Source organism: Rhodococcus aetherivorans (assembly GCF_025722975.1).
GTDB classification, from domain to species: domain Bacteria; phylum Actinomycetota; class Actinomycetes; order Mycobacteriales; family Mycobacteriaceae; genus Rhodococcus; species Rhodococcus aetherivorans.
This window is the reverse complement of record NZ_CP106982.1, coordinates 450,033-463,622: the sequence shown is the minus strand read 5'-3', so window position 1 is coordinate 463,622 and position 13,590 is coordinate 450,033. Positions and strand designations below refer to the sequence as shown.

The window sequence follows — 13,590 nt, the reverse complement described above, 5'->3', positions numbered from 1 at the left end:
TTTACGCGCGCAGACAGCACCCGTCGCGCGCGGCTCGGGCCGGGGCTACGGGACGGTGCTCGTCGCGGGTGTCTGCCGATCGGCCGATTCGGGAGGTGATGTCCGCCGGATGCCGGGACGGAGACGGCCCGGGAGCCGGCGCGGGGGAGCGTCGGGGGCATGGTCGAGCACGCCACCCACGGGGTCGTCGACGAAGCCGTAGCGCACGAGATCTTCGGCCGGCCGGAGAATCTGCCGGACGACGAGCGCGCACAGCGCCACGACCGCGAGGTCGCGCAGCAGGACGGTGGTCGTGAACCACTGCTCGGGCAGGCCCTTGTTCTCGGCGCCGAGATAGAAGTACATGCGCGGCACCCAGACGAGGGCGTCGATCGTCATCCACGCCACCAGGATCCGCCGGTGCGGCAGAGCCAGCACGGCGAGCGGCACCAGCCACAGCGAGTACTGGGGGCTCCACACCTTGTTGGTGAGCAGGAACGCGGCAACCACGAGGAAGCACAGCTGGGCGAGGCGGGGGCGGCGCGGAGCCGTCCACGCAAGCCACGCGATGCCCGCGCAGGCCACGGCGAACAGCAGCAGCGACACCGAGTTCAGCGTGGAGGTGTCCCAGCCGGACCAGCCGGTCAGCGACCGCACGACGTTGTAGATCGAATCGGGGTCCGCGCCGCGGTCGGTGTTGAGCCGGAAGAACTCGGCCCAGCCGCGCGGGTAGAGGACCATGATCGGCAGGTTCACCACGAGCCACGCGACGGCCGCGGCACCGGCCGCCTGCCCGAGCGCCCGCAGCTTCCCGGTGCGCAGGCACAGCAGCAACAGCGGGCCGAACAGCAGCAGCGGATACAGCTTGGTGGCGGCACCGAGTCCGAGCAGCACCCCGGCGAGCACCGGTCGCCGTCGCGCCCAGGCCAGCAACCCGCCGGCCGCGAACGCGGTGGCGAGCGCATCGAAGTTGGTGAAGGCGTGCACGACGACCAGCGGCGAGGCGGCGACGAGCGCCGCGTCCCAGATGCGGCGGCCGGCGGAGAGGGCGGTGGCCCACACGGTGGCCAGCCAGGCCATGGCGAGACCGACGGCGACGATGTCGAAGTAGATCGCCACCTGCAGGCCGCCCGGAAGCCACGACGTGGCGTCCCAGGCCTTCGCGGCCCGCATCGAGACGTACTGGTAGAGGCCGGCGAGGACCGGATACTCCATGTACCGGACCTGGGTCTGCCCGTCCGGGCCGGGCTCCTCCCACGACGTCTTGTACGGGAAGGCGCCGGTACTCAGGCGTTCGGCGCCGTAGAGCGGCACGACGTCGGAGTAGCACATGGCGACGTACTGCCGGTTGTCGCTCCAGTCCAGTCCGAGCGCGCCGCCCTCGCCGACCGGTCCCTGCTGGATGCAGGCGGCCTTGGTGAACCAGCCGAGGGCGAGGAACACCACCGCGAGGAGCAGCATCGCGCGCAGCGGCGTGAAGAAGCGAGTGCGTCCGAGCAGGGCGTACCGCCCGACGGGTCCGCCGATGACGGTGGACAGGCGCGACACCGTCGGGTCGGTCCATCCGGGTGCGTCGCGCCAGTCCGCGGATCGGCGGTCTGCGACGAGCGGACCCGGCGACGCGAGCTCTCTCTTCTCGGTCACCCCGCGAGGCTACCCGCCGGGTGTGGCGCCGACGGGGTCCTCCTGGAACCGGCTGTTGCCGGACTGCTGGTCTTCACCGGTGCCGGTCGAGTCGTCCTGTGTCCCGAAGCCCGGCGTGTCCGCCTCCGTGGTGGGAGTCGGCGTGGGCACCCGCTGCGTGGTCGTCTGCGGCGCCACCCCCGGCATGGGGATGGTCACGCCCGGGAGGATCTCGACGTTGCGGGTCGTGATCTCCGGCGGCGTGGGCAGCTCCGGCGTCGTCCGCTCGGTCGTCGTGGGGGTCGGCGTCGTGGTCTTCGGCGGCGCCGGCGCGGAGTACGCCGGCACGCCGGCCTGTCCGGCGATCGGTTCGGGCGTCGGGAACTTCTCGACGTCGGTGCCGTCGAGGGCGCCGTCCATCGTGTCCTTCCAGATGTCCGACGGCAGGCCGGAGCCGTAGATCATGCCGCCCCAGCTGTTCTCCAGGGGCAGGCCCTGTTCGGTGCCGACCCACACGGCCGTGGACAGCGACGGCGTGTAGCCGACCATCCAGGCGTCCTTGTTCGAGCCGGTGTCCCCGAGCTGGGCGGTGCCGGTCTTGGAGGCGGACGGCCGGCCGCCGGCGAGGGCGTGCCCGTTGGAGTACGCGGCGATCGGCATCATCGCGGCGGTGGTGTTGTCGGCGACGGCCTCGTCGACCCGCTGTTCCCCGGCCGGGGTGCCGCGGTCGAGCAGCACCGTGCCGTCGGCGGTGACGACCTTCTGCACGAAGTAGGGCTCGTGGTAGGTGCCGGACGCGGCGAGCGTCGCATACGCCGACGCCATGTCGATCACGCGGGACTGGTACTGCCCGAGCACGATGCCGTAGTTGGGGCCGACGCCGCCCGGCTCGGTCAGGGTCTCGCCGACCCCGGGGATCTCCTCGGGGATGCCGAGCTGGTGCGCCATGTCGGCGATGGCCTGCGGGCCGTTGTCCATCTCGAGCATCATCCGGTAGAAGCTGGTGTTGAGCGACCGCTTCAGCGCCTCGGCGATGGTGCAGGTACCGCAGTTCTCGCCTTCGACGTTGCCGATCGAGATGCCGTTGACGGTGAGCGGGCCGCTGTCGTACATGGCGGACAACGGGTTGCCCTGGTCGAGGTTGGCGGCCAGGCCGAACACCTTGAACGACGATCCGGTCTGCAGGCCGGACTGGGCGAAATCGAACCCGGCGCCGTCGTCGCCGCCGTAGTAGGCGCGGACGGCGCCGCTGCGCGGATCGACGGACACGACGGCGGTGCGCAGCTCCTCCGGCTCGCCCTCCATGTTGGTGCGGACGGCGTCGAGCGCGGCCTCCTGCGCCTGTGGGTCGATCGTGGTGGTGATCTGGAGTCCCTCGGTGTTGAGCAGGGTCTCGTCGATGCCTTCCTCGGAGAGCTCCCGGAGCACCTGGTTGCGCAGCAGGCCCTCCGGCCCGTTGCTCTGGCCGCCGTTGTCGACCTCGGCCAGCGGCACGTACCGCGGGTACTGCATCGACGCCCGGTCGGCCGCGTTCAGGGTGCCGGCGGACACCATCCCGTCGAGGACGTAGTTCCAGCGCGCCTGGGCGCCCTCCGGGTTGGTCTCCGGGTCCAGCAGCGACGGCAGCTGGATGGAGGAGGCGAGCACCGCGCCCTCCTCGACGCTGAGCTCGCCGACCGGCTTGCCGAAGTACGCCGTGGAGGCGGCGGCGATGCCGTACGCACCGCGCCCGAAGTAGATGGTGTTCAGGTAGGCGGCGAGGATGTCGTCCTTGGACCACTGGTTGGCCATCTTGGACGCGAGGACGAGTTCCTTCATCTTGCGGGTGAGGGTGCGCTCGGAGCCGACCAGCGCCGTCTTCACGTACTGCTGGGTGATGGTCGAACCACCGCCGGCGCTCTCCCGGCCGAGGATGTTGTCGCGGGCCGCGCGGGCGAAGCCGCTGACCGAGAATCCCGGGTTGCTGTAGAAGTCGCGGTCCTCGGCGGCGAGCACGGCGTTGCGGACGTGCTCGGGAATCTCGTCGAGCCGCACCTCGGTGCGGTTGCCTTCGGGCGGCACCACCTTGGTGATGACGGTCGAGCCGTCGGCCGCGTAGACGGTGGCCACCTGGTTGGTCTTCAGGTCACCGGGTCGCGGGACCTCCTGGACGACGTAGGCCAGCATGAACGCGAGGATGGGCAGTACCAGAGCCAGCGCCACGGCCGCGTAGCCGACGCGCCGCACGGTGCGCCAGCGCGTCGACGTGGGCTCGCCACCACCGCGGGGCGGCTCGTCGCCACCGCCGCGCGCGGTGGGCGGAGGCGTGGGGGGACGCCCGCCGGGCCCGGGCGGGCCGCCGGCCGGCCGGTTGGGCGGCTGCTGACGGTTCTGGTTCGGCACCGGGGGCCGGTTCTGGGGCGGCAGTTGCCGGGTGCGGTCCTGCGGCGGCTGCTGCGGTCGCGGCGCTTGTGGGTTCCCCGCGGCGAACTGCTGCGGCGGGTACGGCTGCGGCCCGCCCTGCTGGGGGCGCGGCTGCGGCGGATAGGGGCGTCCCGGCGGCGGCATCCGCCGATCCATGGGCGGCCCACCCCCGGGTGCGCGTCCGGGCGGGGGTCCCCCCACGGGTCCCGGTCGCCGCGGCGGCGGGGGACCTGCCGGTCCGTTCCCGTGCGGCGGCCTCGGCCGTTCGCCCTGCGGATCGTTGTGGGGGGAACTCACGTACTCATCTCCAACCGGTAGCGCGGACGCGGTGGCACGCGTCCTCGTTTCACGTCTGCAGACTTCGGTCTCGTCGGGCAGCGCGCGTTCGGGCAGTGCAGTGTTCTTCGGGCAGTGCAGTGTCACAGGGGGACGGGGTCACCGGGGACGGGGTCACCGGGGACGGGGCGGTTCAGCAGGGGTCGCGCACGGCTCACTCGCTCGCGGTGCGGCGGCTCTGGCCGGTCGACCTGCGGCGGGGCCGCTTGGGCGCGGGTTCCGCCCCCAGGACATAGGACTGGACAAGGTGGTTCCAGCTGCACGTGCGGCACACCTCGACCACGTGGACGGAGAACTCCTCCTGGCTGGCGGCCAGGCGGACCAGTTCCTCCGCGGTGCGGGCCGACCCGGACACCGGGCCGAGCTTGTCGCCGAACACCCACGACACGAGTGTCAGCTGCTCCTTGCGGCAGATCGGGCAGACCACGTCACTGCCCCGACCGTGGAACTTGGCGGCGCGGAGCAGGTAGGGGCTGGCGTCGCACACCTCTGCGACGCCGGTCCGCCCCGAGTAGACCTGGGCGAGCAGCGACCTGCGCTGCAGCGCGTAGTCCACCACCTGCCGCTGTATCCGCACGGGTCCAGAGTACGTGCGGACGGCACGTGGGTGGGCGGGGTGTGGGGCGCGCGACTGCGCGACGCGCCCATATCGGGCGTTCTAGGCTGCCCGGGTGGTGAGCCGACACACGCCGCGAACGCGGGCACGCGACATCGACCGGGCACTGGTCTGTGGCCGTCTCGACACCGCCTACACCGACGGCCAGCTCGATTTCGGGGAGCACCGGGATCGGACGGCCCGGGCGATGTCCGCAAAGACGCTGGGCGAGCTCGCGGACCTGGTCCGCGACCTGCAGCCACCGGAGGATTCCGGGGACCTCGCAGCGCCGCCGCCGGGCCGCCGGCCCGGTCTGCGCCGGGCCGCCGCCGTGACGGTCGCGGTGGCGGCTGCGGCGGCCGGCGCGGCGGTGATGCTGTCGGATGGGGACGGCCCGGCGCCGGGACCCGCGGCGGTGCGGGAGCAGCCCGCCGCGCCGGTGGCGGTCCCCGACGACGGTGTCGATCCGATCGTGGTGACCCCGGTCCGGCCGCTCGAGCCCGGCGGGTTCGAGGCGGTTCTTGCGGCGGTGCGGGACCGCTTCGGCAACACGGTCGTGTACCGGCTGGTCCTCCGTCCGGAGCGGGCCCACATCGAACGGGCGCTGCCGGACGAGCCGGGCCGGATCGCGACGTACACCTACGCGGGTGGGGCACTGCGGGCCCAACCGGTGACGGTGCAGCGCTTCCCCGGCTACCAGGACTTCGACCTCGGCGCGGTCGACGCGGGGGCCGTGACCGCCCGGATCGCGGAGGCGCCCGCGCTGGTCGGCCTGCCCGGCGGCACGGTCTCGCACGTGTCGTTCGCCCACGACGGCACCCCGGCGGTGACCATCTACGTCGAGTCCGGCGACGGCACGCGGTACGTGAAGATTCTGTTCGACGGCGGCGTGCTGGGCGTGTTCTGAGCTGCGTCGTTACGATCTCCCGCATGATCGGCCGCCATTCGCCTTCCACCAGGGCACGCGACGCCGATCGGGCTGCGGTCCGGGCGCGGCTCGACGCGGCGTATGCAGACGGTCAGCTCTCGGGCGCCGAGCACGAGGTCCGGGATGCGCGCGCCGGTGCGGCGGACACGCTCGGCGAGCTCGACGAACTGGTCGCCGACCTGCAGGCGAGCCCGGGCGCCGCCGCGGCGGCACGGGTCCGCGCCTGGGGTCCCTGGGTGTTCGCCGGGGCCGTGGTGACGGCGGCGGTGGTGGCGGGGGTGGCGACGTTCCGCTGGGTGCGCGCCGACCCGCCACCCGCCGGGGCGCAGCAGGCGCTGTACCTCGACCCGGCGGCGCTGCGGCCGGTCGTGGTGCCGACGCCGAGCCTGGTGACCCGGGCGGGCCTCGAGCAGTACCGGGCCGACCACCTGGCGGCGTTCGGGAACACGCTCGTCGACAAGGTGGACTTCTTCGAGCAGCACGCGAGCATCACCCGCTCCGTCCCCGACGTCCCGGACCGCATGGTGTCGTACACCTACCGCGGCGGTTTCGACCCGGACCATGCGCCCCGGACCCGTGCCGTGGACACCCCGGTGGTCGACCTGGCGACGCTGGACGTCGACGAGATCGCCCGCTACGTCGCGGGGGCGCCGCAGAGCGTCGGCGTGCCGGACGGCACGGTCGGCCACATCTCCGTCGGCTTCTCGTACGACCAGCCGTCGGTGCGCATCTTCGTGCGCAACACGGCGGGCGAGACCGGATTCCTCGAGGTGACGCCGCAGGGCGAACTGATCGAGCTGCATCGGTTCGAGAACCGGGGGACCCGGTGAGGGCCCGGCGTGTGGTGATCGCGGCGACGACCGTCGCGGTGGGGGCCGTGACGGGCGCGCTGGCGGGAGTCGTCGGGAACGCGGCGGACGGGCCGGAGCCGCTGCCGGACCTGACGTCGCCGCAGGGGCTGGCTCGGTTCGTCGAGGACTATCGGGCCGAGTTCGGCGACACGCTGGTCGACGACCTGACCCTGTTCCCGGAGCATGCGTCGTTCGACCGGGCGGTGGCCGGCGATCCGCACCGGTATCTCTCGTACACCTTCGACGGCGAGTTCGACTCGTGGAGCAGTCCGAGTACCCGGCCGTCGGATGCGGTGGCCTTCGATCTGGCGGGCCTGGACCTCGTCGCGGTGTCGGAGATGATCCTCGGCGCTCCCGCGACGCTGCGGGTGCCCGACGGCCGGGTGGAGCAGGTCGGCGTCGACGTCGACGACGAGGGCCGGGCCACGGTCGTGGTCCACGCGCAGCGTCCCGGCACCGATCAGGGCGGGCATCTCGTCTTCGCGTTCGACGGCACGCCGATCGCGGTGTTCCCGTACGAACCCTGACCGATTTACCGATACCCGTTGTTACATGCACTCCGCTCCAGTATCGTCCTATATATCGGTGCGATATAATCGACAATCGCATCACTCGGATAAGTTCATCGACACGGCGGAGGAGGCCCTTTGCTCGAGCTGGCAATCCTCGGGCTGCTCCTCGAGTCGCCCATGCACGGCTACGAGCTCCGCAAACGACTGACCGGACTGCTCGGCGCGTTCCGCGCCTTTTCCTACGGTTCCCTCTACCCGACGCTGCGACGTATGCAGGCCGACGGACTCATCGAGGAGGACTCGGGAGCACCCGGCACCGTCATGCGACGAGCCCGTCGCGTGTACCAGCTCACCCCGGAGGGCCGTAAGCGCTTCTCCGAGCTGGTGGCCGACACCGGGCCGCAGAACTACACCGACGACGGTTTCGGCGTGCACCTCGCCTTCTTCAGCCGCACCCCCGCCGAGGCGCGGATGCGGATCCTCGAGGGCAGGCGCCGCCAGGTCGAGGAGCGCAGAGAAGGGCTCCGCGACGCAATCGGGCGGGCGAGCGGCACCTTGGACCGCTACACCCGTCAGCTTCATCAGCTCGGGCTCGAGTCGAGCGAGCGCGAGGTCCGCTGGCTCAACGAATTGATCGCCGCCGAGCAGTCGACAGCACAACGCAACACAGAAGGAGAACCCGACCATGGGTGAGAACAGCACCTCGGTGCGCGTGGCCATTGTAGGCGTGGGGAACTGTGCCTCGTCCCTGGTCCAGGGCGTCGAGTACTACAAGGACGCGGAGGCGGGCACCACCGTTCCGGGCCTGATGCATGTCGAGTTCGGCCGGTACCACGTGCGCGACGTCCAGTTCGTCGCCGCGTTCGACGTGGACGCGAAGAAGGTCGGCTTCGACCTCTCCGAGGCGATCTTCGCCAGCGAGAACAACACCATCAAGATCGCCGACGTGCCGCCGAGCGGCGTCACCGTCCAGCGCGGCCACACCCTCGACGGCATCGGGAAGTACTACGCCGAGACCATCGAGCTCTCCGAGGCCGAGCCCGTGGACGTCGTGCAGGCGCTGAAGGACGCGAAGGTCGACGTGCTCGTGTCCTACCTGCCCGTCGGTTCCGAAGAGGCCGACAAGTTCTACGCCCAGTGCTGCATCGACGCCGGCGTCGCCTTCGTCAACGCGCTGCCCGTGTTCATCGCCTCCGACCCGGAGTGGGCCGCCAAGTTCACCGAGGCCGGCGTCCCGATCGTCGGCGACGACATCAAGTCGCAGGTCGGCGCCACCATCACCCACCGCGTGATGGCGAAGCTGTTCGAGGACCGCGGTGTGCAGCTCGACCGCACCATGCAGCTCAACGTCGGCGGCAACATGGACTTCAAGAACATGCTCGAGCGTGAGCGCCTCGAGTCGAAGAAGATTTCCAAGACCCAGGCCGTCACCTCCAACCTCAAGAAGGAGATGGGCGCCAACGACGTCCACATCGGCCCGTCCGACCACGTCGGCTGGCTCGACGACCGCAAGTGGGCGTACGTCCGCCTCGAGGGCCGCGCCTTCGGTGACGTGCCGCTGAACCTCGAGTACAAGCTCGAGGTGTGGGACTCGCCCAACTCGGCCGGCATCATCATCGACGCCATCCGCGCCGCGAAGATCGCCAAGGACCGCGGCATCGGCGGCCCCGTGCTGCCGGCCTCCGCCTACCTGATGAAGTCCCCGCCGGTCCAGATGGCCGACGACAAGGCTCGCGCCGAGCTCGAGGCCTTCATCATCGGCGCCGACGCCTGATCCGCGGCTTCCACCGCCTCTGTGGCCGAATGTCACATTCCTTCGATCCAACTGAAGGAATGTGACATTCGGCCACTTCGCGTCGGGGGCGGGAACTCACACCATCCGGCTGACGACGGACAGCGGCAGCACCTTCATCGCATAGGCGAGCGGCGTCCACGGCCAGCTCGGGACGTACGCCTTGTGCGGTTCCTTCTCGATCGCGGCCGCCAGCGCGCGGCACCCGGTCTCGGTGTCGACGATGAACGGCACGTTCTCGACCTTCTCGTTGATCTCCGAGCGGATGAACCCCGGGAAGATCGTGCTCACCCGGATGCCCGTGCGGGCCAGGTCCGCACGCATGCCCTCGCCGAGCGCCGCGACGGCGGCCTTCGACGCCGCGTACGTCGTGAGATTGCGCGGCATCCCGCGCACCGCACTCACCGACGAGATCAGCACCACGTGACCGGCGTTGCGGGGGCGCATGAGCTCGAGGGCGGCCTCGCTCTGCGCCAGCGCGCCCAGGAAATTGGTGTTCGCCGTCTGCGCATTGGCGCGGAAGTAGCCCGTGCCCAGCGGCTGTCCCTTGCCCAGGCCCGCGTTGACGATCACCCGGTCGAGGCCGCCGAGTTCGTCGTCGAACTCCCGGAACACCGTGAACACGTCCTCGTGCCGGTCCACGTCGAGCCGCCGCACCGCGACGGTGATGCCCGGGTGCTTCGCGAGCAGTTCGTCGCGCAACTCCTCGAGTCGCTCGATCCGTCGCGCCGCGAGGGCGAGGTTGCGTCCCCGCGCGGCGAATTCGCGGGCCATGCCGGCGCCGAGGCCGGAGCTCGCGCCGGTGATCAGGATGTTCCTCCGCGTGCTCATGCGCGTCCCCCCTCGATCTCGTCGATCAGCGTGTTGCACCGCGAGTCCAGGTAGCCGACGATCACCCAGAAGTCCTTGAACGCCGGGTTGGTGGTCTGCCCGTGGTGGTAGCGGTAGTAGATCTGCTGGGCGATCACCGCGAGCCGGAAGAGCCCGAAGACCTCGTAGAAGCCCCAGTTGTCCACGGCGAGGCCGGTCTTCTGCGAGTAGTAGTCGACGATCTCGCGGCGGGTGAGCATGCCCGGCAGGTCCGACGGCTGCCGCTTGGTGGCGACCAGCATCGGATCGTCGTCCGCCTGCACCCAGTAGGCGAGGGACGAGCCGAGATCCATGAGCGGATCGCCGACGGTGGCCAGCTCCCAGTCCAGCACCGCGACGGGCTGCAGCGGGTCGTGCTCGTCGAGCACCACGTTGTCGAGCCGGAAGTCCCCGTGGATGACCGCCGATGCCACGTCGGCGGGCTGGGTCTCGTCCAGCCACTTGGTGACCCGCGCGAAGTCCGGGACGTTCTCGGTGCGCGCCTTCTCGTAGCGCGCGGTCCATCCCGCGACCTGGCGCGCGACATACCCCGAGCCGCGACTGAATTCGCTCAGACCCGTGGACGCGGGGTCGACGCCGTGCAGTTCGACGAGCAGGTCGACGATCCGCAGGCACAGCGTGCGGGTGCGCTCGGGTGTCAGGTCGAGCTCGGCCGGCGGGTTCGCCCGCAGGATCGTCCCCGGTACCCGCTCCATCACGTAGAAGTCGCTGCCGAGCACGCTGTGGTCGGTGCACAGGCCGACCATGCGCGGCACGTACCGGTAGGCGGGCGCGAGCAGCGACTGGATGCGGTACTCGCGGACCATGTCGTGACCGGAGGACGGCTTGGCTCCCACCGGCGGCCGGCGCAGCACGAGGTCCCGGTCGGGGTAGCGCAACAGATAGGTGAGATTCGAAGCGCCACCGGAGAACTGGTGGACCTCGGGGGTCCCGGCGATGCCGGCGTGCTCGCCGAGCCAGGCCGCGACGGCCGCGACGTCGAAGGCGTCCTCGTCGCGGACGGCGCGGGCGTTGTCGGGAATCGTCACTTGCGCCCCTCCGGGTTGTTGTACTTGCCGAGTTCGAAGCGGGCCACCAGGCCCTGGTGCACCTCGTCGGGGCCGTCGGCCAGGCGCAGCGCCCGCGCGGCCGTCCAGGCACCGGCGAGCGGGAAGTCGTCCGAAAGACCTGCGCCGCCATGGATCTGGATGGCGAAGTCGATCACCTGCTGCACCACGCGCGGGGTGGCGACCTTGATCTCGGAGACGGCGGAACGCGCGCCGGACAGGCCCTGGGTGTCGAGCAGCCAGGCGGTGTGCAGCACGAGCAGCCGCAGCTGATTGATCGCGATGCGGGCGTCGGCGATGCGCTCGCGGTTGCCGCCGAGGTTGACCAGGGGCTTGCCGAACGCGACGCGGTCGAGGCCCCGGCGGCAGGCGAGTTCGAGGGCGTGCTCGGCGAGCCCGATCAGGCGCATGCAGTGGTGGACGCGGCCGGGACCGAGGCGGCCCTGGGCGATCTCGAATCCGCGGCCGGGGCCGGCGATGATCGCGTCGAGCGGCAGGCGCACGTCGGTGAACGACACCTCGCCGTGGCCGCCGGGCTCGTCGTAGAAGCCCATGGCGGACAGCATCCGCTCGACCTTCACCCCGGGGGTGTCGATCGGCACCAGCACCATCGAGTGCTGCTGGTGCTTGGGTGCCTGCGGGTCGGTGAGGCCCATGAAGATGAGGATCTTGCAGTCGGGGCTGCCGATGCCCGTGCTCCACCACTTGCTTCCGTTGAGCACCACCTCGTCGCCCTCGACGACGGCGGTGGCCGCCATGTTCGTCGCGTCCGACGAGGCGACACCGGGCTCGGTCATGCAGAACGCCGAGCGGATCTCGCCGTCGAGGAGGGGACGCAGCCAGCGTTCCTTCTGTTCGGGGCTGCCGTAGTGGTAGAGCACCTCCATGTTGCCGGTGTCCGGGGCGTCGCAGTTGAAGATCGACGACCGGAACGGGGAGCGGCCCATCTCCTCCGCCAGGGGGGCGTATTCGACGTTCGACAGGCCCGCACCGAGTTCGGAATCGGGGAGGAAGAGGTTCCACAGGCCCTGGGCGCGGGCCTTGCGCTGCAGTTCGCGGAACTCGTCGGGCACCGACCACGTCGCGGCACCCGAGCTGTCGCCGCGCGCCGCGGAGGGGGCGACCCGCTCCCGGCGCAGCCGCTCCTCCACGGGCACCACCTCGGTGGCGACGAAGCTGCGCAGCCGCTCGAGATACTCGCGCGAGCGTTCCGATTGACCGAAATCCATGAGGCCTCCGTGGCTCTAACTGAGCAATGCTTAGTTAGACTAGCCGGGCGCGCAGCACACCATCAAGAGGGAGGGACCATCCGTGAGCACCGAGAAGCGGCGGCGCCTGCCTCCGGAGGAACGCAAACGCCAGCTCGTCGCCATCGGCCTGCAGGAACTGGCCGCCCGGCCCATCCATGCGTTGTCCGTCGACCGGGTCGCCGAGATCGCCGGGATCTCCCGGGGTCTGCTGTTCCGCTACTTCCCCACCAAACAGGACTTCTACGTCGCCGTCGTGGCCGCGGCCGCGCGGCGCCTGCTGCGGGCCGCGGTCCCTGATCCCGACGACACCGATCCGTTGCGCGCCGTCGTGTATGCCTTCGTCTCGTTCATCGACCGGCACGGGCAGAACTATCAGGCGCTGTTCCACGGCGGATTCGGCGCCGACCCACAGATCCGGGAGATCCGCGAGGCCATGCGGGGCACCATGGTCGAACGGACCCTGACCGCGCTCGGCACCGAGGGCGACGCATGGACGATCATGCGGTTGCGGGGCTGGTGGGCGATGGTCGAGTCGCTCTCGATCGACCGGACCGCCGAGCCGTCCGTGTCGGTCGACGACGTCGTCGACCATGCCGTCCGGCTCATCCGCGAGGACCGGGTCTGACCGCCACCAGGCAGCCGGTCGACGGCCGGATCTCGTGGAAGGCCGGCTCGTCGAATCCGGCCCTCCGCAGTGCGCCCGCGTAGTTGCGGACGTCGACGGCGGCGATCGGGTCGACCGCCCGGGCGACGTCCGAGGCGCCGGCCTCGTCGTGACGGTGGCGCATCGCACGGGTCAGGACCCGCACCGTGATCGGGCGGATCCGGTCGGTGGGGTACATGTCGGCGAGCAGCAACCGGCCGCCCGGACGGAGCACCCGGAAGAACTGGGCCAGCGCGTCGTCGCGCCGGCCTTCGGGGATGTGGTGCATCGAGAACGTCGCGGTCACCGCGTCGAACGACTCGTCGGGGTCGTCGAGCTCCTGCGCCGTACCGACGCGGAACTCGCAGTGGGGCAGCCTTCGCGCCCGTGCGGTCGCGTGGTCGATCATCTGCCGCGACGGGTCCACCCCCACCACGTGCCCCGTGGGACCGACCCGCTCGGCCACAACGCGGGCGAATGCCCCCGGTCCGCAACCGATGTCGAGAACGGCCTGCCCGCGCTGGAGGCCGAGCAGGTCCGCCGCCGCGGCGTCGACCCGCGATCGCCGACCGGCGAAGAAGAGCGTGTTGAAGGCGGCATAACCACGGACCCGGGTGATCAGCACCCCCGGTCCGTCGTCGTGGACGGTGGACTGTCGCTGGAAGTCGTTGTGTCTCATGGCTCCATGGTTACGACCGTCGCCGCGCGACGCCAGGAGCGAAACCCCGGAAAGTGTCCGGTTCCGGACACTCGGGCGCACAA

Annotated in this window: 13 protein-coding genes; 6 read left to right on the top strand and 7 right to left on the bottom strand. The window is 70.8% G+C overall.

Features of this window, described 5'->3' with window-relative positions:
* Positions 1-45 precede the first annotated feature (45 nt).
* The 3 genes from OCS65_RS02145 to OCS65_RS02135 all read right to left on the bottom strand — a co-directional run bounded on the left by OCS65_RS02145 (position 46) and on the right by OCS65_RS02135 (position 4,918).
* Positions 46-1,623, bottom strand: coding sequence for a glycosyltransferase family 87 protein (locus OCS65_RS02145; RefSeq protein WP_263508620.1), 1,578 nt, complete (start codon positions 1,621-1,623; stop codon positions 46-48).
* Between the two features lie 9 nt (positions 1,624-1,632).
* Positions 1,633-4,161 carry a transglycosylase domain-containing protein gene (locus OCS65_RS02140; protein ID WP_263508618.1) on the bottom strand — a complete coding sequence of 843 codons (2,529 nt, stop codon included), beginning with the start codon at positions 4,159-4,161 and terminating at the stop codon, positions 1,633-1,635.
* Between the two features lie 334 nt (positions 4,162-4,495).
* The gene (locus tag OCS65_RS02135) at positions 4,496-4,918 is read right to left on the bottom strand and encodes a DUF5318 domain-containing protein (protein WP_065923290.1); all 423 of its coding nucleotides are present in this window, start codon (positions 4,916-4,918) and stop codon (positions 4,496-4,498) included.
* A 97-nt stretch (positions 4,919-5,015) separates the two neighbouring features.
* Here OCS65_RS02135 and OCS65_RS02130 point away from each other — a divergent pair, with 97 nt between their 5' ends.
* From OCS65_RS02130 to OCS65_RS02110, 5 genes are all read left to right on the top strand, one after another.
* Positions 5,016-5,843 carry a DUF1707 SHOCT-like domain-containing protein gene (locus tag OCS65_RS02130; protein WP_263508615.1) on the top strand — a complete coding sequence of 276 codons (828 nt, stop codon included), beginning with the start codon at positions 5,016-5,018 and terminating at the stop codon, positions 5,841-5,843.
* 23 nt (positions 5,844-5,866) lie between these two features.
* Complete coding sequence (locus OCS65_RS02125) at positions 5,867-6,694, top strand: DUF1707 SHOCT-like domain-containing protein (protein ID WP_029546712.1); 828 nt, start codon at positions 5,867-5,869, stop codon at positions 6,692-6,694.
* Positions 6,691-7,242, top strand: coding sequence for a hypothetical protein (locus OCS65_RS02120; protein WP_231385976.1), 552 nt, complete (start codon positions 6,691-6,693; stop codon positions 7,240-7,242). Before OCS65_RS02125 ends, OCS65_RS02120 begins: the two co-directional genes overlap by 4 nt.
* 120 nt (positions 7,243-7,362) lie before the next feature.
* Positions 7,363-7,920 (top strand): PadR family transcriptional regulator, encoded by a 558-nt coding sequence (locus OCS65_RS02115; RefSeq protein WP_006932293.1) that lies wholly within the window; start codon positions 7,363-7,365, stop codon positions 7,918-7,920.
* Entirely contained in the window at positions 7,913-9,001 is a 1,089-nt protein-coding gene (locus tag OCS65_RS02110; RefSeq protein WP_006932291.1) for an inositol-3-phosphate synthase, read from the top strand. The genes OCS65_RS02115 and OCS65_RS02110 overlap by 8 nt, the downstream gene beginning before the upstream one ends.
* A 96-nt stretch (positions 9,002-9,097) precedes the next feature.
* Here OCS65_RS02110 and OCS65_RS02105 read toward each other — a convergent pair whose 3' ends face one another.
* The 3 genes from OCS65_RS02105 to OCS65_RS02095 are packed head-to-tail and all read right to left on the bottom strand — an operon-like array spanning position 9,098 to position 12,164.
* Positions 9,098-9,850 carry an SDR family oxidoreductase gene (locus tag OCS65_RS02105; RefSeq protein ID WP_006932290.1) on the bottom strand — a complete coding sequence of 251 codons (753 nt, stop codon included), beginning with the start codon at positions 9,848-9,850 and terminating at the stop codon, positions 9,098-9,100.
* Positions 9,847-10,917, bottom strand: a complete 1,071-nt coding sequence (locus tag OCS65_RS02100) for a phosphotransferase family protein (RefSeq protein WP_043800920.1) — start codon at positions 10,915-10,917, stop codon at positions 9,847-9,849. The genes OCS65_RS02105 and OCS65_RS02100 overlap by 4 nt, the downstream gene beginning before the upstream one ends.
* Entirely contained in the window at positions 10,914-12,164 is a 1,251-nt protein-coding gene (locus OCS65_RS02095) for an acyl-CoA dehydrogenase family protein (RefSeq protein ID WP_263508608.1), read from the bottom strand. The genes OCS65_RS02100 and OCS65_RS02095 overlap by 4 nt, the downstream gene beginning before the upstream one ends.
* A gap of 82 nt (positions 12,165-12,246) precedes the next feature.
* Here OCS65_RS02095 and OCS65_RS02090 point away from each other — a divergent pair, with 82 nt between their 5' ends.
* Positions 12,247-12,810, top strand: coding sequence for a TetR/AcrR family transcriptional regulator (locus OCS65_RS02090; RefSeq protein WP_006932287.1), 564 nt, complete (start codon positions 12,247-12,249; stop codon positions 12,808-12,810).
* Here OCS65_RS02090 and OCS65_RS02085 read toward each other — a convergent pair.
* Positions 12,788-13,507 carry a class I SAM-dependent methyltransferase gene (locus OCS65_RS02085; RefSeq protein ID WP_263508605.1) on the bottom strand — a complete coding sequence of 240 codons (720 nt, stop codon included), beginning with the start codon at positions 13,505-13,507 and terminating at the stop codon, positions 12,788-12,790. The genes OCS65_RS02090 and OCS65_RS02085 overlap by 23 nt on opposite strands.
* Between the last annotated feature and the right edge of the window lie 83 nt (positions 13,508-13,590).

What these genes read in the sequence shown, in the direction of transcription:
- OCS65_RS02140 (WP_263508618.1), bottom strand. Translation starts at nt 4,161, where the DNA reads ATGGATCGGCGGATGCCGCCGCCGGGACGCCCCTATCCGCCGCAGCCG.
- OCS65_RS02095 (WP_263508608.1), bottom strand. Translation starts at nt 12,164, where the DNA reads ATGGATTTCGGTCAATCGGAACGCTCGCGCGAGTATCTCGAGCGGCTG.
- OCS65_RS02125 (WP_029546712.1), top strand. Translation starts at nt 5,867, where the DNA reads ATGATCGGCCGCCATTCGCCTTCCACCAGGGCACGCGACGCCGATCGG.
- OCS65_RS02105 (WP_006932290.1), bottom strand. Translation starts at nt 9,850, where the DNA reads ATGAGCACGCGGAGGAACATCCTGATCACCGGCGCGAGCTCCGGCCTC.
- OCS65_RS02110 (WP_006932291.1), top strand. Translation starts at nt 7,913, where the DNA reads ATGGGTGAGAACAGCACCTCGGTGCGCGTGGCCATTGTAGGCGTGGGG.
- OCS65_RS02085 (WP_263508605.1), bottom strand. Translation starts at nt 13,507, where the DNA reads ATGAGACACAACGACTTCCAGCGACAGTCCACCGTCCACGACGACGGA.